The following is a 26296-nucleotide window of genomic DNA, read 5'->3' as shown; positions in this document are numbered from 1 at the left end:
TTATTGCAAAAAATGTATGAGAGTAAGTTCTCATACATTTTGCTAGCATATGTTGCGATCATGCTTCGGTCACCTTCTCCGTATGTTCTGCTTGATTATTTGCAGCGTTGTGGAAGATGATTTTAATCGTCGTTCCTTTCCCAACTTCAGAATCTAGTTTGACAGAGTGACCTAAATAATCACAAATTTTACTTACAATATAAAGCCCCATGCCAGTAGATTCTCCAAATGTACGGCCGTTTTTTCCAGTGTAAAACGGTTCGAATACTCTTCGAATATCTTCTTGCGGAATACCAACACCTTCATCACGAACTTCTAAAATAATATCTTTTCCATTTCGGTAAGCAGATAAGAATACTTTCTTTCCGCGCTCACCAGAGTAACGAACAGCATTTGTCATTAACTGATAGATGATAAATTTTAGCCATTTCGCATCAGAAGCAACCTTTAAATCAGAATGAACTTCTAAAACAGGGAAGACCCCGTTTCGAATGAATAGTTCTTTTAATCCATTAATATTTTTTGTTACCGTGTCTTTTAATGAAATCGTCTCAACATGGAAGTCTTCATGGAAGTTATTTAACCTTGCCATGTATAAAGCCATATCAAGTCCTTGGTTTAGACGCTCTAATTCTTTTTTGAATTTCGGAATTAAATGTTCATCTTCCATTTCGAGCACCATAAGCTGCATAACAGAAACGGGTGTCTTCATTTGATGCACCCAGTGGTTAATAAATAATTGATGTTCTTGCTGTTTTACTTCGTACGATTGTAGTTCTTTTTGGAATAGACGATACTGCGTGCGTACGAGTTCATTTACACCGTGAGGCATTGGAGCAGTTGCTCTTTCAATAAATGCATCTTCCATTTTTTCTGGTTGTTCACTTAATCTATGGTACATTCTACGATTGCGAACGTAACGGTAAGCGAGGAAACAAATAAATAAGTATAAGCTTAAAACGACGAAGTAAAATTTATTATTTTGAAATCCATCTACTGCATCATAAAGAACGAAAATGATACCGAAGTTTAATACGTACAGTAGAAAAAATGCAAAATGATCACGTAGAAATAGCTTCATGCTTATTCACTCCAAGTTGCGTTAAAACGATACCCAAGTCCGCGCACTGTTTCAATAGCATTTTCAATACCAAGCTCATTGAACTTTTTACGAAGACGCGTAATGTTTACGTTTAATGTGTTTTCTTCAACGAAGCTCTCGTCATCCCAAAGCGCAGCTAACAGATCTTCACGGCTCGCTGTACGAGGGAATTTAGATAATAACATTTCTGCTAAAATAGCTTCTTTTTTCGTTAAAAGAACTTGCTCAGATCCAAAATGAATTTCTGGGCGTTCCGGGAATAATTTTAATCCTTCTACTTCAACGATACGTTCAGAAATATTTGGCGCATAATCACCGTAAATACGGCGTAATTGACCTTTAATTTTCGCCATTACAACGTCGTAGTGGAACGGTTTCGTAATATAATCATCCGCACCGCTTTCAATCGCCATAATTTGTTCCATCTCACCAGCACGCGCTGAAATGAAAATAATTGGACAAGTAGATTCATGACGAATTTGACGGCACCAGTAGAATCCATCGAATTTTGGTAAGTTTACATCAAGTAAAACAAGATGTGGTTTCACTGTGTTAAACGATTCCATAATATCATCAAAGTTTTCAGTAACAACAGCGTCGTAACCGTACTTTTGAATATGAGATTGCAGTAATGATGAAATATTTGGATCGTCTTCAACGATTAAAATTTTATACATATGTATATTCCTCCTAAAAAAACAATTGTAGCTATAGTGTATCATGTGTTTCAAGTCTTTTCATTAAGTTGAAAGATAAGCTAGTAAACAGTATATGTCAAAAGCGTAGAAAGTAAAAAGGGCTTCTTATATAATTGACAATTAACCGAAATCATTTTAATATTTAGATAAATATCTAAATGTCTAATTAGTGAAGGGAAGAAAGACATTGAATCAAGCATTTAAAGCATTAGCAGATCCAACAAGGCGAAAAATTTTAGATTTATTAAAAGAAGGTGATCTAACCGCTGGTGAGATTGCTGAACATTTCAATATGACAAAGCCAAGTATTTCACACCACTTAAACGCACTTAAAAATGCTGAACTTATTCAAGATGAAAAAAAAGGTCAGTTCGTTATGTACTCTTTAAACACAACTGTATTTCAAGATTTATTAACTTGGGTGTTTACGTTTACGAATAAGGGGGAAGAGGGGAAATGAGAAAACATGTATTTCCGTTATTATTAATTGCTTTAACGATTATTGCATGGTGCGTTGCGTGGCCGAATTTACCAGAAGAAGTTCCGAGTCACTGGAATGTTTCGGGTGAAGTAGATGGACATATGTCTAAAATGGGAGGGATGATTTTTGATGTGGCAATTATGGTTTTTATATATGCTTTATTGACTGTATTGCCTAAGATAGATCCGAAGTATAAGAATTATGATAAGTTCTCTAAAGGGTATAATGTAATAAATTATAGTGTATTGATCTTATTATTTTTAGTAAATATCATTGGAATTGGAGCTGGATTAGGTTATGACATTCCAATGAATAGTACACCGCATATTCTTGTTGGTCTTTTATTTATAGTTATAGGCAACTATTTACCACAATGTAAACCAAATTACTTTGTAGGTATAAAAACACCGTGGACATTAAGTAACGAGGAAGTATGGAGAAAGACACATCGTTTTAGCGGAAAAGTGTTTGTTGTATTAGGGGTTATTATGATTTTAAGTATTTTTGCCCCCGTAGCGTGGAAAGGTTTCCTAATCATTGGAATTATTGTTGGGGCAGTAGGATTAACGATGGGATATTCTTATGTTGTTTATAAAAAAGAACTAAAAATGTAAACAAAGCAGCTTTTCCTTTCAAGGAAAAGCTGCTTTGTTTTTTTATCACTTCTTCAAAACCGGTATCCAAATTTCACTTTTAAAGTTTGGAGAGGATGTATCTTTCTGTTCATTCCACAATATTTCCGGTCCTTCCGCTAGTTCATAGTTTGAAGAAGGGAACCATTCGGAATAAATACGCCCCCACACATTTTGTAATGTGTCAGGAAATGGACCGACAGCTTCAAATATAGCCCACGTTGAAGCTGCAACTTCAAGTTGTGAGAATTGCTCTGGACAATCTTTAGTTGTGGCTACTCCAATGTAGTGATCGAGTTCGCCTTTTTCCTCCATTCTGCCTTCAGAAAAATTAGTAGAAGCACTAATGATTCCATTCGGTTCCATGTTTGAAAGTGACTTTAACGTTTGAATGGACTTTGGATTTAAACTTTTCCACATAGAAGCAATTTCTTCATTTACACCGTTAAATACAATCGGTACTCGTTTTGTAATACCTATAATTCGAAATGGTTCTTTTTCTTCAATTCGATAATTCATTTCGTTTCCTCCTTGGATGGATAATTGGAAGGTCATTGGTGAATAGGCTTTTAAGGAATGACTACTATTTCGGGCCTCTGAAGGTGTTATGCCGTGTAAGTTTTGAAAGGCACGAGAGAATGAATCTGGTGAGTTGTACCCATATTTGATAGCGACATCAATGACTTTTGCATCGCTATTTTTTAGTTCAAAAGCAGCGAGAGTAAGACGTCTACAACGAATGTATTCTGATAGTGATATGCCAGCTAGGAAAGAAAACATTCTTTTGAAATGGTATTCTGAGCAGTAAGCTAGTTTCGCAACTTCTTTAAAATTAATTTCATTTGTTAGGTTATTTTCAATATAGCGCATTGCAGCATTCATATTTTTAAGTGAATCCATATTATGACCTCCTCTGTACATAGAATAGCAGGAACGAAATAGCTCCACCCGACATTTCGTGCACAACTTTGTAGGGTACATTTTGTACCTTACAAAATTGTAATGTTCCTGTAAGGAGAATGAATGGATGGCATGATATCCCAATGCTATAGTAACAAAGTACTTTGATTCATTAGGTTAAATTTTGATTTCTTTGCTTACCGGTCTTACATAACTGTCATGTTTGTGTAAGAAACATCGATAGTGGAAAAAGTAGAGAATGTATATAGTGAAAATAGAGAATAGATGAAATGAGGGATGTCGAGATGAAAACAGTGTTAGAAGCAAAAAATATTGAAAAAGTATATGACACGGGTGGTAATAAATTTGCAGCGTTAAAAGGTATTAACGTACAAGTAAAAGAAGGTGAGTTCGTTGGAATTATGGGACCTTCTGGTTCTGGTAAGACGACTTTACTAAACGTTCTTTCCACAATTGATAATGCGACGAAAGGTGAAATTTTAATTGATGGAAAAGATATCGTGAAAATGAATGATGATAAGTTAGCGTTATTCCGCCGCGATCATTTAGGTTTCATTTTCCAAGATTATAACTTATTAGATACGTTAACTGTAAAAGAGAACATTGCGTTACCTCTTGCGTTATCAAAGGTGAAAGCGAGTGAGATTGATCGCCGCGTTCTTGAAATCTCAAAGAAATTCGGTATTGATCATATTTTAAGTCAGTTCCCATATCAAGTATCTGGTGGACAGAAGCAAAGATGTGCGGCATCACGTGCAATCGTTACAAATCCAAGTATGATTTTCGGGGACGAGCCGACTGGAGCGCTTGATTCTAAATCAGCAACAGATTTACTTGAAAGTATGAAGTCGCTAAATGAATATGACAACTCTACAATTTTAATGGTAACGCACGATGCGTTTGCGGCAAGTTACTGTAAACGAGTTATTTTCATTAAAGATGGTGAGTTATATAAAGAATTGCACCGCGGTGAATTAACGCGTAAACAGTTCTTCCAACAAGTCGTTGACGTAATGTCTTCTATTTCCGGAGGTATGGCTGATGACCTTATCTAGCATTGCCCTCCGCAACATACAGCGGAACTTTAAAGACTACTTTGTATATTTTGCATCTATGATTTTTAGTATCGTTATTTACTTTACATTTAAAGCACTGCAATATAATTCACAAATGGAAAAAGCTGCGGAAGCTTCTAAAAAAATTAGTGGAGCTTTCCAAGTTTCCAGTGTCATGCTAATTATATTCGTAGCGGTGTTCATTATATATTCAAACGGTTTCTTTACAAGGAAACGTAAAAAAGAAGTTGGATTATATTCCTTATTAGGTATTCGTAAAAGACAGATTGGTAAAATGCTCTTTTATGAAAATATGTTAATGGGATTAATGTCTTTAATTATCGGAATTGCGATTGGTAGCGTCCTTTCGAAATTATTCCTTGAACTGCTAGTAAGCATGATGGGATTAAACTTAAACGTTCATTTTGAAGTACCGATAGCTGCCATTATTGATACAGCACTTATTTTCTTTGTGATTATTTTGTATACATCACTTCAAGGATATCGTTTAATTTATCGCTTTAAGTTAATTGAACTTTTCCGTGCAGAACGTGAAGGAGAAGCAATGCCAAAAGGATCTGTCATTATGGCATTCATTTCAGTTGTCTTAATCGGTTCAGGTTATTTCTTAGCATTAATGTTCATGAAGGCAGTTAAATATGCAGACTTTATGGCAGTTGCACTTTATATTTTACTAGCAACAGTATTAGGTACGTACTTACTATTTATGTTCTTTACAGTATTCGTATTGAAACGTGCAAGAACGAATAAATCATCGTTTTATAACGGTATGAATATGGTAACGACGTCACAGCTACTATATCGTATTAAAGGAAATGCAAAGTCACTTGCGACAATTTCTATTTTAAGCGCGGTAACATTAACGGCAGTTGGTACATCAGTTACGATGTATTACAACACATTTACACAGTCAAAAGCAGTTGCACCTTACAGTTACTCTTATGAGAAAAAAGATGCAGAGCTTGATAAGAAAGTAAATGCGATTTTTGCAGAAGAGAAGAAAGATCACCCGATCAAAGATCAATTTGAAATTGAGACAGTTCCTGTAAAAGGGAAGTTTGAAGGAGACAAAGTTGATTTCATTCTTAACATGAACTATAGGATTTCAGAGAAATATCAGTTTATGTCTCAGTCAGAATTTAATAAATTTGCTAAAAAAATCGACGCAGAAACAGTGAATGTAGCTGCTGGTGAAGCATTTATATATGATAGTTCGTATATGGAAGGGCATGAGTTTAGTCCAAAATATAAAGGAAATAAAACGGTATTCCAAATTGGAAATGAAACGAAGACATTAACAATCAAGGATGCAAATAATACTGCAATTACAAACTTAGGTGAACTAGTTGTTGTCGTTTCAGATGAAATGTATGAACAAGCGAAGCAATCATTTGGAACACGCGTTGTAAAAAATATTGATGTAAAAGATGAAAAAGATAGTAAAGTGTTAACAGAAAAATTAACAAAAGTGATGCCAGCTGGTGAATCAGAAATGGTACTATCATTTAGAGATTTCTACACTGGTTTCCATATGGGGCTTGAAGGAACAGGACTAATGATGTTTATTGGAATGTTCTTAGGTCTTGTATTCTTACTAGCAACAGGTTCTATCATTTACTTTAAACAATTAACAGAAGCAAATGCTGATCGTGAGCGTTATGTTGTACTTCACAAAATAGGGGTCACAAAACAAGAAATGAAAAAAGCTATCGCCAAACAAGTAAGCTTTATCTTTGCAATTCCGTTAGTGATTGGAATTTTGCACAGCTTATTTGCACTAAAAGGTTTAGCAACACTAATACAATTTGAAATTATGATTCCGCTTCTAATTAGTATCGGAGTATACGGTGTTATTTATATTGGATATTACTTCTTAACGGTTCGTTCTTATTATAAGATTGTGAGTGCGAAGTAATAAAGGAGCAGCTATCGCTATAGGCGATAGCTGTTTTTTATTCTTCATAAAATCTTAAGAAATCTCCTCAATTTTTGTTAAGAAACGATAGTTATACTTAGAAACAAGTTAAAAACTATTGAACGAATAGGGAGATGGTTACATGCAACTCATAACATTCTTACACGAATTTATTAAACATCCGAAACATACTGGTGCAATTACGCCAAGTTCAAAAATATTAGCAAGAAAAATGGTAGATGTAATTGATTTTCATAGAGCGAAATGCATCGTAGAGTTAGGGCCTGGTACAGGGGTTTTTACGAAGGAGATTATGAAGAGAAAAAAGAAGGAAACAATATTTCTTCTTATTGAAATTAATGAAGTGTTTTGCAAAGAGCTAAAGAGAAAATATAAAGATGAGCAGAACGTCATTGTTGTACACGGTTCAGCTGAAAATATAAAGAAGTATATGGAAGAGTTCCATATAGAATGCGTGGATTACGTCTTATCGGGATTACCTTTTACCTCTTTACCAGAAGAAGTTTCAAAGCGTATTTTAAACAATGTAATGGAATCGATACAAGAAAACGGTGAATTTATTACATTTCAATATTCACTTGTGAAAAAAGGATTTATACAGCATTTCTTCCCTGAAATTACGCTAGAAAAAGTGTGGCTCAATTTCCCACCAGCTTACGTCTTTAGCTGTAAAAAAGAGCTAAGGAGAGCATATGCATAATGGAATTACATGAATTATTATCTTATATTGAACAATACGGTTATTGGGCTTTATTTTTCTGTTTATGGTTAGGTATTATCGGTATGCCAATTCCAGACGAAATGATTGTAATGAGTGGTGGCTTTGTCTCTTCACTAGGGATATTAAGTGGCATTCCTGCATTCTTATTAACATATTTAGGCGTTGTATCTGGGCTATCGCTAGGTTATATATTAGGGAAAATATTTGGTACAAAAGTACTTCATAAGCTAATGAAAAAGAAAAAGGCGAAATATCTTTTGAAATCTCAACAAATGGTAGAGAAATATGGTCATTATGCGTTAGTTACAAGTTACTTCATACCGGTTGTAAGACATATCGTACCGTATGTAGTTGGGATGAATAATATGTCATTTAAGATGTATGCTTTGTATTCTTATACGACAGGATTTGTTTGGACACTCGTTTACTTTGTGCTAGGTTCTTTATTTGGACAACATATTGAAAGTATTGTCGCAGTTGCGATAGAGTATGGTGTGTATTTTGGCGTAGTTGTCGTTTTGGTTGTCAGTTTGTTTTATGTAAAAAGAAGTGCAGTAGTTAGTAAATAGAGGGGCTGTTCCAAAATACATTTTTGGATGGCCTCTTTTGTTGTTTCTACTGTCAGTTTTTGTCGGTAAGTCGATATTCCTTGTCGAAACGTCGATATATTGAAAAAATCGTTGATATATTTTGAGTTGTGTTCGATATATTTGAAAAATCGTCGATATAATTTCATGTACCTAGATGTGATGCCAAATTTCTTCTGCATTAAGAAAAAGTTAAGAAACTGTACGAGTTTTTATTTGCGCTAAAAGGATTAGCGACAGTTATTCCGTATGAAATTGCAGTTCCGTTATTAATTAGCATCGGTGTGTATAGTGTTATTTACATTGGTTATTATTACGTAACGATTTGTTCTTATTTTAGGATTGTTAGTAAATAAAAAATGGATTCAAACTAAAAAAGCGTAAGAGAACATAGTGTAAATGATGTTCTTTTACGCTTTTTTATCATTATTTATATCCTAAAATATGCTCAATCTCATGCAAACTTAATTTACTTGCCTTAGCAATCGTTTCAAGTGGTATACCAAGATCATACATACTTTTAATCATTTGAATTTTCCCCTGTTGGACTCCTTCTTTCCGCCCTTTTTCTATACCTTGTTCTAAGCCCTTTGCTAAGCCTTTTTCCATACCTTTTTCCATACCTTTTTCCATGCCCTTTTTCATACCTTCTGTCTCTGCATGGGCGAATTTTGCGGCTTCATCCATTAAAACTTTCTCCCTTGCGTCATAGGCTTGTCGGAAAGAGGAATCTTGACTCATACGTTCCCACTTGTTTATTGCTTTTTGTAAAATAGGATCTCGGTTCATAGCAATATCCTCCAATAGTTTAGTTAAGTGTTCATCCTCATTTGCTGAAAGCAATAAAAGCCAACGAACAAATGGATCTTTCCACGGATTTATTTTTTCTTCATGCCATTGTGTTGTTAACTTTGGAATTTCTATAATGTGAATCTCTATGTCATCACTCAAGAGTTTCTGTTGTTGTGTATTCCATAACGTTCCAGTTGTATGAAATTCTTTGTGATCTAAAAACATTATGAAGTTCAATAAATTAATGGTGATGGTTTTACGAAGTGCACTGTAGGGCATACCTTTTTGTAACTGAGATGTGTATAATTTTCCCCAATAATATAAACTGCGTTTCATCATATCGTGATTATTATTAAGCTGTATTTCTACATTTACTTTTGTCCCTGTGTCTAATGTCGCTGAAATGTCTAGAATTGATAATTTATCATTTGCGTGTTCTCGGTGTAAATGTGGATCTTCTAATTGTAGAGAAGCAATAGGTGACTCTAAAGACTCTTGTAACATCGCGTTTAAAAAGGCAATGAGAATATCTTCACTACCATTCGTACCAAACAATTGTTTAAATGCAAAATCAATGCGTAAATTCACTAATTGTTGGTTGAACAAAGTATGTCCTCTCCCTTATATAAAGGTGCTTCTTTCCTTCATTTTATCTAAAAATAACTAGAGGATGCAAATAGACCCTTCTGCTATTTTTGAGTAGGATTATTATAATGTCAGAGGTAAGTGTAGCTATGTTATACTCTAGTGAAATTGAAAAGTTTATATTGGAATGAAGATGATACATATGCAAACAGATATTTTGAAACTATTAGCTAGAAAACAAAGTAACTATGAATTCTTCCAATCAGTAATCGCTGCAAGAAAGAAAAAAGACCCAAGCATCATTGTGAATAAGGATTGTAATACGCACTGGAACATTTGAGCGCAATTCACCATTCAAGCTCTTTATTATTTATCCCGCATTAACGCACAGTAAGCCCCCCACTGATTAAAGTTTCACTTTATTCGTGCCAGTTAGCCCATTTAGTATTTAACATATTTTTTTCTTCTTCTGAAATTATATTGTCTTTATACCAGGGCAGATGTTTACATGTAAAATTATCAGCTACCCTTACTGCATTATAAAAACCGTTACTAATAAATTTTTTATTGTAAACAGCAAAAGTCGTATCAATCCCAGCGTTGAAAACTTTAGGGTTATTGTATTTAGTTATAGGAAAAAGCCAATACTGCATTTCCCATTCTGTTACTGTACATTCCTCGTTTGACATGAGGTCCCAGTTGAAATTAGGCGTAGGTATAATGTCTAAAGCAAGTCCGGCTTTAAAGAGTGAAAGCTCAATTGTTAATTGCTTTAAATACTCTAAAAAGTTATCTGGCATTTTTTCATTAAAAGATAAATCAGGATCAGTTACAGCAAAAAAATCTGGAAGTAAATCGAAAATATAAGGAACGGCAAAAAAACGTGGTCCATAGTTGGCATTATTTTTCACTAAATTATATTTAGTTGATATTTGCTCATAAAAAGCAAGCAGAGCGGGAGCGGTTGAATTATTATCCCAAATCCATATATCTTCACTTTTTATCTTTTTGTTTTCTAATTGTTTTAACATATTTTTTACATAAGTGACATTATTGAAGGCTATCACTATTATAGGAATGTTGGAATTATATTTTAAGTTTTCTATATTAGAAAGACTTAGTTCGTTCTTACACTCGAACATGATTTATAACACCTCCCAGCAAAAATAAAATACACTGCATTAGAAACAACATTCCAATATATGCGTAAGTAAGAGGAATGGAAGCGGTGTGCGGCCTATATATGATGGAAGTAGGTAATGCCTCTTTGTTAGGGTAGTGTGAGTATATGAGTAGTTCAATTATTATGAATAAGGTTTATAATACGCATTGGAGAAATTAGATAGAGTTTGATTGTGGCTGAAAAGAATAGGAGAAAGAATAACAGATGAAAAGAAGAAGAAAATCCGGAGAAAAAATACAAATGAATCGCTTTACACTTACTTTATGCTACGGAAGTGAAGCACCATATTATTATTACGAGGTAGCACCTCATGAAAGAGAGGAACGCTTCCATTTAACATCAGATCTTTGCGTAATGGACGATGAACATTACTTTATTAGGGGATGTTTAGAACTTCCTATCATTGATTACCACGAAAATTTCATATGGACTGTGTGGATATCACTTAGTAAAGAAAGTTATGATGAAGTATTAGAAAAGTGGGACGAGAGAGGCAGAGAAAATAGTAATCCTTATTTTGGGTGGTTATCTGTAGAAATACCAATTTATCCAGAAACATTAAATTTAAAAACAAATGTACATATAAGAGAAGTTGGAATGGCACCGTATGTTGAATTAGAGCCAACTGAGCATCCTTTAGCGATCGAACAAAGAAATGGAATTACTTTAGAGAGAGTGAAAGAAATAGAGGAAATGATTCAACGATATAACTAAATTAGAAGAGAAAAAAACGAGTGCTAGCACTCGTTTTTTATTACACAACCGCAGGATTATAAATCATCGTAAAGTGCCCTTGTAATACTTCAATATGACAAGGTGTATGCAGTGAGCTTTCTCCATCTGTATCTACTTCTTTTTCTTCTTCTGTTTCAATATGAATGGATTTCGCTTTTACGTGGAAGATGTCATTTTCGTTTGAGTCTTCAAATAGTTTCTTTCCGATATAATCTTTAAATGCTTGAATACCTGTTGATTTTACGACGAAAATATCAAGTGTTCCGTCATCACATTTTACGTTCGGAATAAAGGAAGGAATACCGCCAAGATATTCACCGTTTCCAACCATAACAAGGACAGCTTCGTCTTCATATACTTGTCCGTCGTACGTGATTTTAACTGGGAATGTTTCAGCATTTTTAACAGTTCGAATAGTGCTTAAGTAGTAACCAATTTTACCAAGCTTTGCTTTCTCTTCTGCATCGATATTGTTTGATACTTCAGATACGAGTCCAATGCCCCAGAAGTTTAAGAAGTGTTGTCCGTTTGCTTTTGCAACATCAACTGGTTTTACATGTTCCTTAGTGATAAGTTTTGCTGCTTCTGCAATGTTTTGCGGAACGCCGAGTGTGCGAGAGAAGTCATTGCAAGTTCCACCTGGAATAATTGCAAGTGTAGGTCTAGTTTCAAGAGGCGCTAAGCCATTTGTGCATTCAAATACAGTGCCGTCACCACCAAAGACGATAATTAAATCTACTTTACTAGCAAACTCTTGGCAATATTTCGTTGCATCACCTTGCTTTTTCGTATGAAGGATATGTAAGTCAGGAAAAGTAGCCGCAAGAGGTGGTACGATTTTCGCCAAATTTGTATGTAAGTCGCCTTGTCCAGCTTTTGGATTTACGATGAGGAGTACTTTTTCAAATTTTGTCTTTGTCATATTTCATCTCTCCCTGTTTTTTGTAATGGAAAGAAAGGAGCTGTTCTCATGTATTTCAGAACAGCTTCTTCCTATTTAATAGGGTACTAAGATTATCAGTTATTGTCGGTAAGTCGATATATTTAAAAAATCGCTGATATAATTTGAGTTATGGTCGATATATTTGAAAAATCGCCGATATAAATTTCATGTACTATCGATTTTTTAAGTTATACGATTATTCCGTTACAACTGAAGCGATAAATGGTAAGTTACGATATTTTTCTGCACAGTCGATACCGTAGCCAACGATAAATTCGTCTGGAATTTGGAAGCCAACATATTCAGCTTTTAAATCTACTTTACGACGCTCAGGTTTATCGAGTAACGTACAGAATTTGAGTGCCTTCGGTTTATGCATAAAGAAGTGATCTTTTAAGAAGTGAAGTGTTAAACCAGAATCGATAATGTCTTCTACGACAATTACGTTTTTTCCAGTAATATTTACATCAATATCTTTTAATAGTTTTACTTTTCCAGTTGTTTCTGTTTGATTTCCGTAGCTAGATGCAGAAATAAAGTCGATTGTCACATCGTTTTTAATGTGACGAATTAAATCAGCAGCGAATACGAAAGATCCTTTTAATACAGCGATGACTACGATTTCTTCTCCTTCAAAATCACGTTCGATTTGAAGTGCTAGTTCTTTTACTTTTTCTTGTAATTGTTCTTCAGAAATTAAAGTGTCTTTTATTTCAATATTCATTGGAGTCCTCCTACAGTGTAAAACTTGCGAACATTTCGACTGTAAAGGATAGAAAGGAAAAAGTCAAAGAAGATATAAGTTTTTTACAAAAATACCCACAAAATAGTCAGATGATATGATATACTGATTACAATAAAGAAAACGCTTCCATAAAGGGTGATTATGATGAAAAAGAAAGAGTATACAAGTGCAACATTTATAAAAGCATTACTTTTAACAATTGTCCTTGGCTTGTTAGCTTACATAATTGATGTACCAGCGATTCGGATTTCACTAATTGGAATGACTTTAGTATTAGGCGCAATTTCTCATGGTATGATGTCGCAGCTACAAGAAGCTGGACTTGATGATATGAAAGATCATATAGATAAGAAATAAGAGACCTTCACATATGCATAGTGAAGGTTTTTTTGTTTCTTACAAAAATGTAAGGTAGTTGTAAGGGAAATCGATAGTTGCATAGTAGTGTTTTGGATAAACTATGGGTGTAAGGTAAAAGGCAAGCATATTTTAGGTAAATTAAGTTTTAGGCACTCTATATGTGAAAAAGGAGTAGGAGGGCATGGAGAAACGTTGGACGACCTTTTCTTTTTTAGCAACTAGCAACACTGTAATGCTAGCTGGCGAGATGGATTTTTTGCACTTGTTTGATCGAGAAGACGATCATTCTTCTTCTAAATTTACAATGAAATGGAATAAATGGAGCGAAAGTTGTAGGTTGGAAGAAGAGGCCCCTAACGAAGAGCAAAAAATTATTTTGACAAACCCTATTAAAGCGTGGGTTGTTCAACGTCGTAAGTGTAACGTCAAAAATCACTTAAAGAAAACTGAGCCGAGACAATTAGTTATCGCTCCGGCCCGTTCTACTTCTAAATCACGCGAAAGTAACATGTAAATAATTGAGACACACACCCGAAAAAACATCGTATATATTGCGATGTTTTTTTATTTTTCTACAATGAAATCTTTAAATGAAATATATTTTATCTGCATCTTATATTTATATCTCTTGTTTATTCTAGTGATACATCCGATGCGAAGTGATGTAAAACGTATAGAAGGAGAGAAATGAAATGAAAAAGAAACTATTACCAATCTGTGCAATGGCACTTTTAACAGTAGGATATTCTTCAGTAGCAAGCGCGGATACTGGAACAGTAACGAAGGAAGAAGTGGTGCAACAGCAGCAAGATAAGGCTAAAAAAGAAGAAGCAATTAAAGTACAGCAAAAAAATGAAGAAGAGAAAAAGCAAGCAGCACAAGCACAAGAAAAAAGTGACATGGCTAAAAAAGAGGAAGCGATAAAGGCCGCGCCAAAGAGTGAGGAAGAGAAAAAGAGAATTGCACAAGAACAGTTAAAAAATGATATAGCCAAAAAAGAAGCAGCGCAAGTACAACAAACAAATGCTGCAACGAAAAAAGAAGTAGCAAAGCCAGCCGTACAAGGTGAAAAATTACCAAATACAGCATCTAATCATGTAGCAATGATGGCACTAAGTGCATGTCTTGTAGGGATAGGGACATTATTTGGTTTGAATCGTCGCAATAAAGTTAAGGCGTAAATAAAATATTGTCCTATAAAGAATGGGATAATTTCATATATTAAAAATGGTAGGTTATTCCTACCATTTTTGGCATGGAGGGATAAAACATGAAGTTACTCAATTATATCGGTATCATATTAATGGCTATAGGACTATGTATGGGATCATATTATGCTATGGAATGGTATAAAGGAAAAAGCTCTGCCGGGCAACTAACGAAAGAAGAAATAAAGAGCCTTAACAACATACAACGTAATCAAATTTCACATGAAACTCCCGTAACTTCTCAAGTGCCTTCTTCTCAAACAGAACATAAAGAAGGGGAAAAGGTTGCACTATTAAATATACCGAAAATAAAGAAGAAGTTTTCTGTATATTGGGGAGCAGATGATGCAACGCTGAAAAAAGGGGTTGGCATGTTCGTTAGTGATGTAACGACAACACCATCTGGAGGAGGTCATACGGTACTAAGTGGGCACCGGGATACTGTATTTACAGATTTAGGAGAGTTAAAAGAAAAAGACACCCTTGTTTTAGAGTATGATAATAAAACGTACACATATGAAATTCAAAAAATATGGATTACCGATGCAGATGATCGTACTGTTATTATAAAAAAAGAAGAACCAATACTAACACTGACAACTTGTTACCCATTTAATTATACAGGGGATGCGCCAGATAGATATATTATCGAGGCGAAGTTAACTGCTAGTTATTCAAAGTGAAATTATAGTTTCTGAAGGCGGGAGGGAGATACATAAGTTATGTCAAAAAATATTTTAATTGTGGAAGATGAAGATATATTACGTGAAATATTAAAAGATTATTTTTTAAGTGAGCATTATATAGTGTTTGAAGCAAGAGACGGGAAAGAAGCTTTAGTTGTATTTGAGGAAGAAGAGGTTGATTTAGTTATTTTAGATATTATGTTGCCGGAACTCGATGGGTGGTCCGTTTGCCGAAGAATCCGTAAAACATCCGAGGTTCCTATCATTATGTTGACGGCACGTGTAGATGAAGATGATACGTTACTTGGATTTGAACTTGGGGCGGACGACTATGTGACGAAGCCATATAGCCCACCAATTTTATTAGCAAGAGCAAAAAGGTTGTTAGAGAGTAGAAAAGTGACAAAGCAACTTTTAGAGAATGAAGATGATACATTATCGATTCATGGTATCCATGTCCATTTTCCGTCGCGTACTGTTACGATAGATAAAACAGACATTAATTTAACACATACAGAATTTGAAATATTAGCGTACTTTATGAAAAATCAAGGGATTGTTTTAACAAGAGAGCAACTCATTTCAAGAATTTGGGGATATGAATTTGCTGGTGATGACCGAACCGTTAATAGCCATATTCGTAATTTAAGGAATAAATTAGGAGAGAAAGCAAAGTACATTACAACTGTAGTACGAACAGGTTATAAATTTGAGGGGAACGTATGAGAAAAGGGATTGTACTAAAATTATTTATCCTCACAACAGCATTATGTATGTTAATTTTAGCGACGATATTTATTGGACAAACGATATTTTTTAAACAATATTATGCGAATAGAAAAGTGGAAGATATTAAATTGAATTTAAATTCCTTTGAAAAGAATTATTTGAACTATGCAGGAAGTGTAGAAGGAATTCAGAAGCTGGAGCAAGACTTTTTAAGAGAAAATAATACGTGGATTACGACATTAGATCAGAACGGGAATTTAAAACATGCAGATGATTTTTATTTTGAGGTAACGATAAATCGTTGGCAACAAAAGAGATTTGGACAACAAATATTCAAAATTCCCCTATACAATCTCGTCAATATAGAGGAGATTGATAATAAACCATCAAATCAGTTTTTAGGCCAAGAAATTTATTTTTCTGGAGTGAAAAAAGAAGATCGTTTTATTCCATTTTCTTTCTCTCTATCTAAGGAGAATTTAAATGGATTGAATAAACCGTTAGAAAAAGCATTTAAGGAGAAGATGAAAGCAGTTGGGGAACAAGTTGGTAAAGAAAAGAAGCCGGCCGTTCAGGAACCAGCTGCTCGAGAACTAGATGCTGTCATAGGTGGACGTATTACGAAAGTACAATTCCCAGATGTAAAAGGACCCGTAAATCCAATTTATAAAAATACTTTATTTTTGGATAGTATAAAAGAATTTCAAACAGATGTAGTACTAAAAGAGAGTAATCAAATCGAATATTCAACAAAGACAATGGACTATGAAAAAAATGATATAAAATATAAATTATTAATCAAGCCAACAAAAGAAAAAGATGGATCAGTAACTTATATATATGCGATGGCGTCTTTACAGCCTGTAGATGAAGCTGTACAAATGGTGCAAGATTACTACATTTATATCATTGCATTTGTAGTTGTTCTTATTTTTTTAGCGTCATTCTATTATTCAAAACAAATTGCAAAGCCGTTATTAAAAATAAATGATACAACGAAGAAAATAGCACATTTAGATTTCACAGAACAAATACCGATTACTTCAAAAGATGAAATTGGTGATTTATCGAAAAATATTAATGTATTATCAAATAAACTCCATTCCCATATTGGGCAGCTAGAACAAGATATTGAAAAGGAAAGAAAATTAGAGAATACGCGGAAAGAATTCATTTCTGGTGTTTCGCATGAACTAAAAACACCGCTCAGTATTATGAAAAGCTGTATTTCTATTTTAAAAGATGGAGTAGCTGAACATAAAAAAGAGTACTATTTTGGGGCGATGGAACGAGAAGTAGATAAAATGGATACATTAATTTTGGATATGCTGGAGTTAGCTAAATTTGAGTCAGGCACATATAAAATGAAAAAGGATCCATTTTATATTGATACAGTAATGGATGATATATGTGAACACCTTTCTGTAGAAATAGAGAAAAAAGAACTTCATGTTCATAAAAATATAGGTCCATTTGAAGTAGTCGCAAATCAAGGCCGGATTGAACAGGTCATCGTGAACTTCATTACGAATGCAATACGTTATACACCAAATAAAGAAGATATTATTATTTCTACAATAGATGAAAAAGATCGGATAAAAGTATGTATTGAAAATAAAGGTACTCACATTGAAGAAGAGCAATTAGATAAAATTTGGGATCGTTTTTATCGCGTGGATGCAGCTCGTCAGCGTTCACAAGGTGGGACGGGGCTTGGACTTGCCATTTCAAAGAATATTTTAGAACTACATGATGCTGAATATGGGGCAGAAAATACAGAAGATGGTGTGTTATTTTACTTTTATTTACCGAAAAAAGCGTAGACAATATGATCTACGCTTTTTTAAATTATTTTCATATTATCTTTACCTAATCTTTATTTTTAAGCGATATAATCTGGTTAGAAAATGAGGTTATGTAAGGAGTCGATGAACCGTGCATAGCAATTGGCTAAGTATAATGGTATTTATTTTCTTTTGTGCATTTATTGTCTTTTTAATTGATATTACGATATGAAAAAAGAGCGCTTATTAAGCGCCCTTTTTTTGTGTATTCATTTGATAAGCACTGATGCTCTTGAATAAGCGTGGTGAAGTAAGGAATAAAAATATAAGTAAAACGGTACATAAAATATAGGAACCAATCATTGTACTACCATTTACGATTAATGAATATAGCACAGCTGATTGACCTTTCGGTGCATATTGTCCCCAGAAAATAATACCGGCAATAAAGTGACAGAAATAGCGAGCAAAGCTACCGATAAATGTAGCAAGGATAATATAAGCAAGGACTTTCTTACCTTCGTTTTGTTTTGATGAAGGTTTGTCTTTCCGGCTACCTAAACTGGATTGTTCTAAGTTATTTTCATTAGACGTTAAAAGTGCTTTTTGAATTGGACGATAGAATAAGCCAGCAAATCCGATAAAAGCAAAGGCAATGAAGTACTCAATGAATGCTTGAACAGGTGTTAAAATGTAAGCATCTCCCACGACAATTTGTAATAGTCCCCAAACTAAACCACCTAAGAAAGCTGATTTAAAGCCCCAGCGGTATGCAATAATAAAAATAGGAATCATAGCAAATGAAATGGAACCGCCTGTTGGAAGTTTGATTGATAATGGTAAAATGTCGATGACCAGGGCGAAGGCTGCAAGAATAGCAGATTCGATCATCGCTTGTAAATTGGTGTTACGCATGTTGTCTCCCCCTAAATCCAAGTTGTACAAAAAAGAATAGATATCATAGGAGGATACGAAATACGTAAATAAAAAAGAGGTATGTATTTCGGACGTTTGCACAATCCCTGCGTTAGCATTAACTAACAGGTTCGAAGGGTCGGAACGAAGTGTTCCCTCTCAGCGGCATGGCTCCCCCAGTGATAACGAGATTCTTTATTTGCTATTGTTTATTGTAAGCGAAATGGATGAGAATGGCAAACGAATACAGTATGACAATAATTGAAATAGAATTGTAGCGAAATGTTAATAAATATGAAGCAAAAGGGTATAGTACAAGAGAAATTGGGTGTGGTATAATTTTTTTGAAAATAATTATCATTCTCTTCTGAGGGGGAAGGTTATGAGCTTAGTAGATATTAAAATTGGAGAGAAAGTGTTAGTAAAAAGTATTCAGTCTTTAGATCAGCTATTAAAGCGTAGACTAGCTGCTTTCGGTCTTGCTGAAGGAAGCGAACTTCGCCTGAAACAGAAAGCGATGTTTAAAGGTCCTTGTACATTGGAGTGTCGTGGACAGTTAATTAGTATTCGTCATTGTGACGCGAAAATGATAAAGGTGGAATTAGCGTGAATAAGGTAGCTTTGCTAGGGAATCCGAATACAGGAAAAACATCATTATTTAATGCACTTACTGGTTCTTATGAGTATATAGGAAACTGGAGTGGTGTAACAGTAGAAAAGAAGGTTGGTAAATTAAAAGATAAGCAAGGAACATTAATTGATTTACCAGGTGTGTATGATTTAAATCCAGTTTCGCGTGATGAAGGTGTTGTAACAAACTTTCTATTAACAGAAGAATTTCAGCATATGTTAAATATTGTAGACTCTTCGCAGTTTGAACGAAATATGCATTTAACGTTGCAATTACTTGAATTTGGTAAGCCTGTTTCAATTGGTTTAAATATGATTGATGTGGCGAAGCAAAGAGGAATTGTCATTGATGTAAAACGATTATCAGAACTATTAGGTGTAACAGTCGTTCCTGTCGTTGCAAGAAGTGGAAAAGGCTGTGAAGAACTGCTTGCGACTCTTAAAGAAAATGACAAAAAAGAGAAAAAGCCATTCCATATTTCATATGGTGTACAAATGGATGAAGGAATTGGAGAAGTAATTTCTCTTTTAGAGAAAGCGAATTACGAGCATCCGAGATGGTTAGCACTTCAATTTTTAAGTAATAACGAAGTAGTAGAAAAAGAAATGAAAGCATTACCAATTTATAAGGAACTCATAGCCATTCGATCTCGCTTAGAAGGAAAACTTGATTGTACGTTAGAAGAGCACATTTACAAAACTCGTGAAGCGTATATTGAAAAGTTAAAAACAAATGTTATGAAGCATGAGAAAGAAGGAAAAATTCCTTTTTCAGAAAAAATTGATAGATTAATTACACATAAAATTTTAGGACTTCCAATCTTTTTAGCAGTTATGTTTTTTATTTTTCAGGTTACGTTTACGTGGATTGGGACACCTTTATCCGATATGTTAGATGAGTTTTTTGGTGGACAGCTTACAGATTGGGTGACAGCTGGGCTTACAAGTGTTGGAGCTTCTGATTTTATTCAAGCACTCGTTACAGAAGGTATTATTGCTGGTGTTGGTGCTGTATTAGTATTCGTTCCACAAATCTTTGCACTATTCTTTTTCATTTCATTATTAGAAGACTCAGGATATATGGCGCGAATTGCAGTTGTTATGGATCGAATTATGGAGTTCTTCGGTTTAAACGGAAAAGCGTTCATTCCGATGATTATCGGTTTTGGATGTAATGTTCCAGGTATTATGGCAGCGAGAACGATTGAACAAGAAAAAGAACGTTTACTTACAGTTCTTGTAACACCGTTTATGTCTTGTTCGGCACGTTTACCTGTATATGCATTATTTGCGGGAGTATTCTTCCCTCAAAGTCAGGCAACTGTTGTATTTTCTTTATATGTAGCAGGTATTGTTCTGGCATTACTTGTTACAAAAATTATGTCTCTTACCATTTTGAAAGCGGAAAAATCTATTTTCGTTATTGAACTACCTCCTTACCGCGTGCCACAAGCGAAAACGTTATGGCTAAGTACGTGGGAGAAAGGGAAGGGATTTGTTCGTAAAGCAGGTACATTTATCTTTGGTGGTTCTGTTGTCATTTGGCTATTAAATTATGCAGGTCCATCAGGATTTGGTGTTGATATGGGAGACAGTTTCTTAGCAATGATTGGTGGATTTATCGCACCACTATTTGCACCACTGGGCTTTGGAACGTGGCAAGCTGCAGCATCCCTTTTAACAGGATTTTTAGCGAAGGAAGTGGTCGTTTCTACAATGGCCATTATTTATGCGGTGAAAGAAGATGTGCTTGGAAATGTGATGGGAGCACATTATACAGCATTATCAGCTTATGCATTTATGTTCTTTATTTTATTATATGTTCCGTGTTTAGCGACAGTAGCCGTTATTAAACGTGAAACAGGATCAGCGAAGTGGACGATTTTCTCTGTCGTGTATCCACTCGTTGTTGCTTATGTATTAACGTTCATTATATACCAAGTTGGATCCTTACTCGGATTCTAGAAGGAGATGTATTGTGATGATGGTCAATATTATAATTGGAACTATCATTTTTGGTTATGCAGCATACACGTTAGTTCATTTTGTAAAGAGAAGTAAAAAAGGAAAATGCGCGGCATGTTCTTTAAATAAGTCATGTCAGTCGAATACTTGTAGTCCGGATATGGAGCAAATTGCCCATAAATAGAAAAAAGCTTTGCGAATTTGAATTGAACCCAAAAAGTTAGACAAATATATTAAGCAGCTATTAAGGATTGCCCTCTGTATTGCACAGGGGGCAATCCTTTTAGTTTTGTTTTAATTCTTTTATGATTGTAGTAATCAATATAAATTTCTAGTTCTTCCTTAAATTGTTCCATTTACTGCTTGTATTTTATCTTTTGAAGAAAATTTAGCTCTAAAAAATGCACCTCCAATTGTTAATTATGTGTCTAACAATTGGGGTGCACTTCATTACAGGCAGTCTTTTTAATCTACTTCAATATCTCGGCCTTCTGTCATCACTTTATTTCTCCAAAGCAAAAGTAATCTCCTGAATTCTGAAGTTTCTAATTTACATTGATTATTTGGTGGGCTAATGTAATAGTTAATCGCGCTTGTATATTTAGGTTCAATAAATACAGCTGCAGCATTGTATTCTAGTTCATAACTAGGGTACTTTCCCTCTACGACATGGTCTAAAACTTCTATGTATTCATCCGCTTCATCTTCATCTAGGTTTTCTATAAAGTCAGATACAATAGCAATTTCTTTTGGTAAACGAATTCTTAGTCCACCAAATGGGTCACGCCAAAATTCATGTGAATAATTCATTAATACAACCTCACTATCTTCTCGTATATTTTGGATAAGCAGTGGTAATTTCTCCATTTTCAATAATCATCTCAACCTTAAATCCAGAAGAAGTTTGCCCTACGTATTTATTTGGAGCGATTTGAACACGATTGGTATATGCTTCTTTAATAGAATCAACTACCTGGACTCTATTCCAATCCTTAGGGAAAAATGCACCTCCAATTGTTAATTATGTGTCTAACAATTGGGGTGCACTTCAGCTTTTTTTATTACTTTTTAATTTTTACAAGTTGAGAAGCTTCTACACCATTTTTTCCAGGGAATTCTTTACTTGGATCTTTATCGAATTTTAATACCCCAACAGATTTTTCATCACCTTTTACATTGCTGTAAGTTGCGTTATCAACAATTGCATACATATCTGTATATGCACGGCCACTACCGATAATTGTGTTGCCTTCATATTTTAATTTTGCCCCATCAAGTGTAGCATTTTCTACTTTTTCTTTAGCAAATAATACACCTTGCTCTGCTGTTACAGCTGGTAATTTATCAAGTGGTTTCGTGTTGTCTTTTTCATCTACTTTGCTAAGTAACTCTTTTTTCACTAGTTCTTCGCCGGTTTTCTTATCCATTACAAGAACTTTTTTGCCATCTAATGTTGTCATTTTCATTTTATAGAAGTCTTTTTCTTTCACTTCTTTTTTATTTTTATCCGTAATTTGTTGAACTTGTTCTTCTGATCCGTACAGTACAAAGCCGTTTGCTTTCTCTCCTAATAAAGAACAACCTGATAATGCTCCGAATGAAATTGCTGCTGCTAATCCGATTCCTACTAATTTTTTCATGACGATTTCTCCTTTTATATGTTTTATAGTCAATACAATTTTTGTATTAGTTTTGAAATGATGAGAAGCTTGTTTGTCGCTTCTGGTATTAGTGTATAAGAAATAGGGAGACGTAACTATCGAGTTAGCTTACAGTAACATTACAATAATGTAATTTAGTGAAAGTACATAAAAATGAGTCAATTTTGAAGAGAATTAATGAGAATATATTAGGAATACAATGTTTTGTAGGTAATGTCATATTATATTGGCTGTATTTTGGAAATAACATGTAAGGACATATTAGTTTTGTTATAATAAACACATAGGCTGTAAAAATGAATATTCTTTACTGTGAAGGGAGATTCTTAAGTTTTCCAAGTAGTGAATTTGAAATATGAGGTATATCATAGGAGGAATTTAGATGTCTGTATTTAAACGATTAAGAGATTTAACAATGTCGAATGTATATTCATTAATTGAAAAAGCGGAAGATCCAGTTAAGATGACGGATCAATATTTACGTGATATGCAAGCGGATGTACAAGAAGCTGAGAAAAGTGTAGCAGCTCAAATTGCGCTTGAGAAGAAATTCAAAATATTATTTGAAGAGCAAGAAGCACTTGTGAAAAAACGTGAAGAGCAGGCTCATATGGCTGTTCAAGCTAACAACTTAGATCTTGCGCGCCGTGCATTAGAAGAAAAACAAAATGCAGAGCAAAAGATGAATGAGTATAAAGCAAGCTATGAGCAAAACAAAGCTGCTGCTGATAATCTTCGCCTGAAGCTAGAAGAAATGCGTAAGCAATTAACAGAGCTGAAAAATAAACGTGAAACACTTGTGGCACGTGTAAATGCGGCGAAAGCACAAAAGAATATTAATCAGGCGATGTCTGGATTTGATTCAAACTCAGCAAAAGCTGGTTTAAGCCGTATGGAAGAGAAAGCTCTTCAATTAGAGGCTGAAGCAGAAGCAAGCGGTGAAGTGTACAAAAAAGAAAAATCATTAGATGACGAATTCGCAAGCTTAAACAAAAATTCTGCTGTTGACGATGAATTAGCTCGTATTATGAAGCAGTATGAGAAATAATATAGAATAGAGACAAATGAACCGACATGTCTAAACAAATTCATGTCGGTTTTCTATTATATTTAGAGGAGGTTTTGCAATGACATGGACAAATGTATTAGCCATGCTTGTATGGACTGGAGCGAGTGCAGTACTTTTATTTGCAATTATGTGGGTTGATTCGATTTTTACAAAATACAATGATTTAAAAGAAATAAAAAATGGGAATACAGCTGTAACAACTCGTTTCGTTATGAAATTATTCGCGCAAGGGTACATTTTATCTCAATCGATAACGAAAGCAAATGATTTATGGCAAGCGCTACTTGCATCAGCAGTTTCTTTCGTTATTTTATTAGTGGTAGAAATGTTTATCGAATTTGTGTTAAAGAAAATGGCTGGTTTAGATTTAGAAGAAGGTACGAAAGAAGGCAGTGTTGCTCATGCGATGTTGGCCGGATCATTACATATTGTTGGTGCACTTATTTTAGGTGCTTGTTTATAAAGAGAGAAGGAGGGGTAGCTCATGAGTTTATTTAAACGAATTAAAAATATAATGAAAAGCCCAGAACCGCCGAAACCAGAGAAAAGTTTGTTAACGTTAGCTCCTGGCGATATGGTTGAAGTTTCATTAGTCATGTATGAATTAATTGGGAAAACGAGTATGCATTCTCGTAAAGAAATTGTTTTAACGCTGCAAGACGGGAAAGATATTCGTTATTTAAAAATTGAAGACCGTGAGAATACGTATTACAAATTATATACACCAATTGATGGTCGTTTAGATTCGATTGATGAAATTCCGACGACAATTGAAATGGATGATACAGAGTACCATATGGAAGAGCAATATAACGGACGTGTTGTTGTGATGGGGAAAACACCATTCTCAGCTTCAGAAGAACAGTATGTATGGGAGTTCCAATCGGATAATCGAAAATTATTACGTATTGAATGGCAAAATGGTCGCACAATGATGTATGAGGGAGAAGCAATTATTCCTGCTGATGTACAAATTATAAGAGCAACGTAAGGGGGCGTAATCATGTCAAACCGATTGTTTACCATGATTAAATCGTTCGTGATCCCTATACTTGCTATCGTTACATTACTTGTTGTTGCTGGATATGCCTTATCAGGTTGTCAGGGCGGGCAGACAAAGTCGATTCAAGACCGTTATCCGCTTGAATCTGTCGCAAAGGAAGGTAAACAAGAATCTTACGTGTATAGGGCCGCCAATCGGTCAGTTCCTGAAGTCGCGAAGGAACTCATGAATGAAAGAGAACCGAAGCAAGCATCTAAAGAAGATGAAAATCAAATGTTCCTCGTTTATTCTGATAAGATTTATAATCTGCAAAAGGATAAAGAGAAGCCATCTGATACGTTAATTGAAATAAGTAATAAAGAGTTTGTCCGTCAAAATTACCAACCGTCCTTCCTGCAAGGATATATTATGGGTAGTATATTAAATGATATATTCGGTTCGCGAAAATCATCGTACGGTGATTATCGCGGATATAATGACCGACAAAATCATAAACCAGTTATTCCAGAGAGACCGCCTACGAAAGAAGAAAAGAAAACCCCGCCTCCAATTACGAAGGAAGGGAAAGGATCTATCATTAAGCGTGGCGATAATGTAGATTCAAAATCTTCTGTAGGAGATACAGGAAGTATTACGAAAAAAGGAAGCAGCACGCCTCCGCCTTCTACTGGAAGCAAAGGGAAAATAACGAAAACACCAGGTGGTTCGAGCGGATCAGATGTGAAGCCGAAATCATCTATTAAAACGCCGCCAAGGAATACATCTCCTCCGAAAACGAGGGTCGGTGGTTCAGGAAAGATTACGAAGAGAAGATAGTAGAGAGACCGAAAAGTGGAATTTGCTTTTCGGTCTTTTTTTGTGGGAATTAATTCCTTATAGCTGGTACAATGAATTTATAAGGAGGAGATTATTATGACTATGTATAAAAGATTTAGTGTAATTATGTTCCTCGTCTTATTCTTAAGTTTATTCATTAGCACAACGATGAAATTTCACTTTGTAGTAGGTATTCTATGGATACTATGTACATGTACTCTTTTTCTGTATGTTCCGCTTCGTTTCCAACAAGAAGTGCCAGCCTTTCAAAAATACGTGGCATGGATTAAGAGCGGGGGAAGATGGGGGGAGTAAAAATATATCAGTGATTAT

General features: G+C 34.7%; 32 protein-coding genes, 3 pseudogenes and 1 riboswitch. Of the genes and pseudogenes, 23 read left to right on the top strand and 12 right to left on the bottom strand.

Annotation, left to right across the window (positions count from 1 at the left end; genetic code table 11):
- Nucleotides 1-58 precede the first annotated feature (58 nt).
- Both MR079_RS18445 and MR079_RS18440 read right to left on the bottom strand, forming a co-directional pair.
- Nucleotides 59-1081: a sensor histidine kinase gene (locus MR079_RS18445; RefSeq protein ID WP_000765345.1), complete on the bottom strand. Its 1023-nt coding sequence runs from the start codon at nt 1079-1081 to the stop codon at nt 59-61.
- A gap of 2 nt (nt 1082-1083) precedes the next feature.
- Entirely contained in the window at nt 1084-1779 is a 696-nt protein-coding gene (locus MR079_RS18440; protein ID WP_000276733.1) for a response regulator transcription factor, read from the bottom strand.
- A gap of 208 nt (nt 1780-1987) precedes the next feature.
- Between MR079_RS18440 and MR079_RS18435 the strand changes: the two genes are divergently transcribed.
- Entirely contained in the window at nt 1988-2260 is a 273-nt protein-coding gene (locus MR079_RS18435) for an autorepressor SdpR family transcription factor (RefSeq protein WP_001070523.1), read from the top strand.
- Nucleotides 2257-2895: an SdpI family protein gene (locus tag MR079_RS18430; RefSeq protein WP_242294407.1), complete on the top strand. Its 639-nt coding sequence runs from the start codon at nt 2257-2259 to the stop codon at nt 2893-2895. Before MR079_RS18435 ends, MR079_RS18430 begins: the two co-directional genes overlap by 4 nt.
- Before the next feature lie 45 nt (nt 2896-2940).
- On the opposite strand, the gene MR079_RS18425 is transcribed toward MR079_RS18430, so the two are convergent.
- Entirely contained in the window at nt 2941-3813 is an 873-nt protein-coding gene (locus MR079_RS18425; RefSeq protein ID WP_242294406.1) for an AraC family transcriptional regulator, read from the bottom strand.
- A 305-nt stretch (nt 3814-4118) separates the two neighbouring features.
- Here MR079_RS18425 and MR079_RS18420 point away from each other — a divergent pair, with 305 nt between their 5' ends.
- The 5 genes and pseudogenes from MR079_RS18420 to MR079_RS18400 all read left to right on the top strand — a co-directional run.
- A complete protein-coding gene (locus tag MR079_RS18420) occupies nt 4119-4889 on the top strand; it encodes an ABC transporter ATP-binding protein (RefSeq protein ID WP_139869557.1) in 771 nt (256 codons plus the stop codon).
- Nucleotides 4876-6825: an ABC transporter permease gene (locus tag MR079_RS18415; RefSeq protein ID WP_139869558.1), complete on the top strand. Its 1950-nt coding sequence runs from the start codon at nt 4876-4878 to the stop codon at nt 6823-6825. Before MR079_RS18420 ends, MR079_RS18415 begins: the two co-directional genes overlap by 14 nt.
- Before the next feature lie 142 nt (nt 6826-6967).
- Complete coding sequence (locus MR079_RS18410) at nt 6968-7546, top strand: class I SAM-dependent methyltransferase (protein ID WP_139869559.1); 579 nt, start codon at nt 6968-6970, stop codon at nt 7544-7546.
- Complete coding sequence (locus tag MR079_RS18405; RefSeq protein ID WP_139869560.1) at nt 7546-8136, top strand: DedA family protein; 591 nt, start codon at nt 7546-7548, stop codon at nt 8134-8136. Before MR079_RS18410 ends, MR079_RS18405 begins: the two co-directional genes overlap by 1 nt.
- 230 nt (nt 8137-8366) lie before the next feature.
- Nucleotides 8367-8510, top strand: a pseudogene (locus MR079_RS18400) (FtsX-like permease family protein); the annotation flags it as partial.
- Between the two features lie 70 nt (nt 8511-8580).
- On the opposite strand, the gene MR079_RS18395 reads toward MR079_RS18400, so the two are convergent.
- The gene (locus tag MR079_RS18395; RefSeq protein ID WP_242294405.1) at nt 8581-9552 is read right to left on the bottom strand and encodes an Rpn family recombination-promoting nuclease/putative transposase; all 972 of its coding nucleotides are present in this window, start codon (nt 9550-9552) and stop codon (nt 8581-8583) included.
- A 214-nt stretch (nt 9553-9766) separates the two neighbouring features.
- On the opposite strand from MR079_RS18395, the pseudogene MR079_RS18390 reads away from it, so the two are divergent.
- Nucleotides 9767-9871: pseudogene (locus tag MR079_RS18390) on the top strand (DUF7003 family protein); the annotation flags it as partial.
- Between the two features lie 79 nt (nt 9872-9950).
- On the opposite strand, the gene MR079_RS18385 reads toward MR079_RS18390, so the two are convergent.
- Entirely contained in the window at nt 9951-10673 is a 723-nt protein-coding gene (locus MR079_RS18385) for a glycosyltransferase family protein (RefSeq protein WP_139869562.1), read from the bottom strand.
- A gap of 245 nt (nt 10674-10918) precedes the next feature.
- On the opposite strand from MR079_RS18385, the gene MR079_RS18380 reads away from it, so the two are divergent.
- Entirely contained in the window at nt 10919-11428 is a 510-nt protein-coding gene (locus MR079_RS18380; RefSeq protein WP_242294404.1) for a DUF2199 domain-containing protein, read from the top strand.
- Nucleotides 11429-11468: 40 nt separating this feature from the next.
- Here MR079_RS18380 and MR079_RS18375 read toward each other — a convergent pair whose 3' ends face one another.
- Nucleotides 11469-12371 carry a diacylglycerol/lipid kinase family protein gene (locus MR079_RS18375; RefSeq protein ID WP_046648685.1) on the bottom strand — a complete coding sequence of 301 codons (903 nt, stop codon included), beginning with the start codon at nt 12369-12371 and terminating at the stop codon, nt 11469-11471.
- 217 nt (nt 12372-12588) lie between these two features.
- On the bottom strand, nt 12589-13116 hold the full coding sequence (hpt, locus tag MR079_RS18370) for a hypoxanthine phosphoribosyltransferase (protein ID WP_001019304.1): 528 nt from the start codon (nt 13114-13116) through the stop codon (nt 12589-12591).
- 162 nt (nt 13117-13278) lie between these two features.
- On the opposite strand from hpt, the gene MR079_RS18365 reads away from it, so the two are divergent.
- From MR079_RS18365 to MR079_RS18340, 6 genes are all read left to right on the top strand, one after another.
- Nucleotides 13279-13494 (top strand): hypothetical protein, encoded by a 216-nt coding sequence (locus tag MR079_RS18365; RefSeq protein WP_029141217.1) that lies wholly within the window; start codon nt 13279-13281, stop codon nt 13492-13494.
- A 184-nt stretch (nt 13495-13678) separates the two neighbouring features.
- Nucleotides 13679-14011 (top strand): hypothetical protein, encoded by a 333-nt coding sequence (locus tag MR079_RS18360; protein WP_000415599.1) that lies wholly within the window; start codon nt 13679-13681, stop codon nt 14009-14011.
- A gap of 178 nt (nt 14012-14189) precedes the next feature.
- Nucleotides 14190-14678: an LPXTG cell wall anchor domain-containing protein gene (locus MR079_RS18355; RefSeq protein ID WP_044793611.1), complete on the top strand. Its 489-nt coding sequence runs from the start codon at nt 14190-14192 to the stop codon at nt 14676-14678.
- A gap of 89 nt (nt 14679-14767) precedes the next feature.
- Nucleotides 14768-15388, top strand: coding sequence for a class D sortase (locus tag MR079_RS18350; protein ID WP_242294403.1), 621 nt, complete (start codon nt 14768-14770; stop codon nt 15386-15388).
- A gap of 39 nt (nt 15389-15427) precedes the next feature.
- Entirely contained in the window at nt 15428-16117 is a 690-nt protein-coding gene (locus tag MR079_RS18345) for a response regulator transcription factor (protein WP_139869566.1), read from the top strand.
- Nucleotides 16114-17943 (top strand): sensor histidine kinase, encoded by a 1830-nt coding sequence (locus tag MR079_RS18340; RefSeq protein WP_242294402.1) that lies wholly within the window; start codon nt 16114-16116, stop codon nt 17941-17943. The genes MR079_RS18345 and MR079_RS18340 overlap by 4 nt, the downstream gene beginning before the upstream one ends.
- Nucleotides 17944-18150: 207 nt before the next feature.
- Here the strand turns inward: MR079_RS18340 and thiT are convergent, their stop codons facing one another.
- On the bottom strand, nt 18151-18819 hold the full coding sequence (thiT, locus tag MR079_RS18335) for an energy-coupled thiamine transporter ThiT (RefSeq protein ID WP_139869568.1): 669 nt from the start codon (nt 18817-18819) through the stop codon (nt 18151-18153).
- Nucleotides 18820-18905: 86 nt separating this feature from the next.
- A riboswitch (TPP riboswitch) is annotated at nt 18906-19007 on the bottom strand.
- 194 nt (nt 19008-19201) lie between these two features.
- Here thiT and MR079_RS18330 point away from each other — a divergent pair.
- Genes MR079_RS18330 through MR079_RS18320 form a run of 3 tightly spaced genes read left to right on the top strand, consistent with a single transcriptional unit; the run spans nt 19202 to nt 21598 of the window.
- On the top strand, nt 19202-19429 hold the full coding sequence (locus MR079_RS18330; protein ID WP_000060512.1) for a FeoA family protein: 228 nt from the start codon (nt 19202-19204) through the stop codon (nt 19427-19429).
- Nucleotides 19426-21414, top strand: coding sequence for a ferrous iron transport protein B (gene feoB / locus MR079_RS18325; protein ID WP_139869569.1), 1989 nt, complete (start codon nt 19426-19428; stop codon nt 21412-21414). Before MR079_RS18330 ends, feoB begins: the two co-directional genes overlap by 4 nt.
- A 16-nt stretch (nt 21415-21430) precedes the next feature.
- On the top strand, nt 21431-21598 hold the full coding sequence (locus MR079_RS18320; protein ID WP_242294401.1) for a FeoB-associated Cys-rich membrane protein: 168 nt from the start codon (nt 21431-21433) through the stop codon (nt 21596-21598).
- A gap of 49 nt (nt 21599-21647) precedes the next feature.
- On the opposite strand, the pseudogene MR079_RS18315 reads toward MR079_RS18320, so the two are convergent.
- From MR079_RS18315 to MR079_RS18300, 4 genes and pseudogenes are all read right to left on the bottom strand, one after another.
- Nucleotides 21648-21770, bottom strand: a pseudogene (locus MR079_RS18315) (IS3 family transposase); the annotation flags it as partial.
- A gap of 109 nt (nt 21771-21879) precedes the next feature.
- Nucleotides 21880-22281 carry a hypothetical protein gene (locus MR079_RS18310; RefSeq protein WP_000413492.1) on the bottom strand — a complete coding sequence of 134 codons (402 nt, stop codon included), beginning with the start codon at nt 22279-22281 and terminating at the stop codon, nt 21880-21882.
- Nucleotides 22238-22375, bottom strand: coding sequence for an EndoU domain-containing protein (locus MR079_RS18305; RefSeq protein ID WP_230459591.1), 138 nt, complete (start codon nt 22373-22375; stop codon nt 22238-22240). The genes MR079_RS18310 and MR079_RS18305 overlap by 44 nt, the downstream gene beginning before the upstream one ends.
- A 100-nt stretch (nt 22376-22475) precedes the next feature.
- Nucleotides 22476-23054, bottom strand: coding sequence for a lipoprotein BA_5634 family protein (locus MR079_RS18300; RefSeq protein ID WP_242294400.1), 579 nt, complete (start codon nt 23052-23054; stop codon nt 22476-22478).
- 403 nt (nt 23055-23457) lie between these two features.
- On the opposite strand from MR079_RS18300, the gene MR079_RS18295 reads away from it, so the two are divergent.
- The 5 genes from MR079_RS18295 (at nt 23458) to MR079_RS18275 (ending at nt 26278) form a co-directional block, all read left to right on the top strand.
- Nucleotides 23458-24123: a PspA/IM30 family protein gene (locus MR079_RS18295; protein WP_000110281.1), complete on the top strand. Its 666-nt coding sequence runs from the start codon at nt 23458-23460 to the stop codon at nt 24121-24123.
- A gap of 79 nt (nt 24124-24202) precedes the next feature.
- A complete protein-coding gene (locus MR079_RS18290; RefSeq protein WP_000220322.1) occupies nt 24203-24607 on the top strand; it encodes a DUF350 domain-containing protein in 405 nt (134 codons plus the stop codon).
- Between the two features lie 21 nt (nt 24608-24628).
- Complete coding sequence (locus tag MR079_RS18285; RefSeq protein WP_000051759.1) at nt 24629-25135, top strand: DUF4178 domain-containing protein; 507 nt, start codon at nt 24629-24631, stop codon at nt 25133-25135.
- 12 nt (nt 25136-25147) lie between these two features.
- Entirely contained in the window at nt 25148-25963 is an 816-nt protein-coding gene (locus MR079_RS18280; RefSeq protein ID WP_000071211.1) for a DUF4247 domain-containing protein, read from the top strand.
- 96 nt (nt 25964-26059) lie between these two features.
- A complete protein-coding gene (locus MR079_RS18275; RefSeq protein WP_000180098.1) occupies nt 26060-26278 on the top strand; it encodes a hypothetical protein in 219 nt (72 codons plus the stop codon).
- Nucleotides 26279-26296: the final 18 nt, after the last annotated feature.

Source organism: Bacillus cereus group sp. BfR-BA-01381 (assembly GCF_022663555.1).
Taxonomy (GTDB): Bacteria; Bacillota; Bacilli; order Bacillales; family Bacillaceae_G; genus Bacillus_A; species Bacillus_A pacificus.
This window is presented reverse-complemented; position numbering and strand designations above follow the sequence as displayed.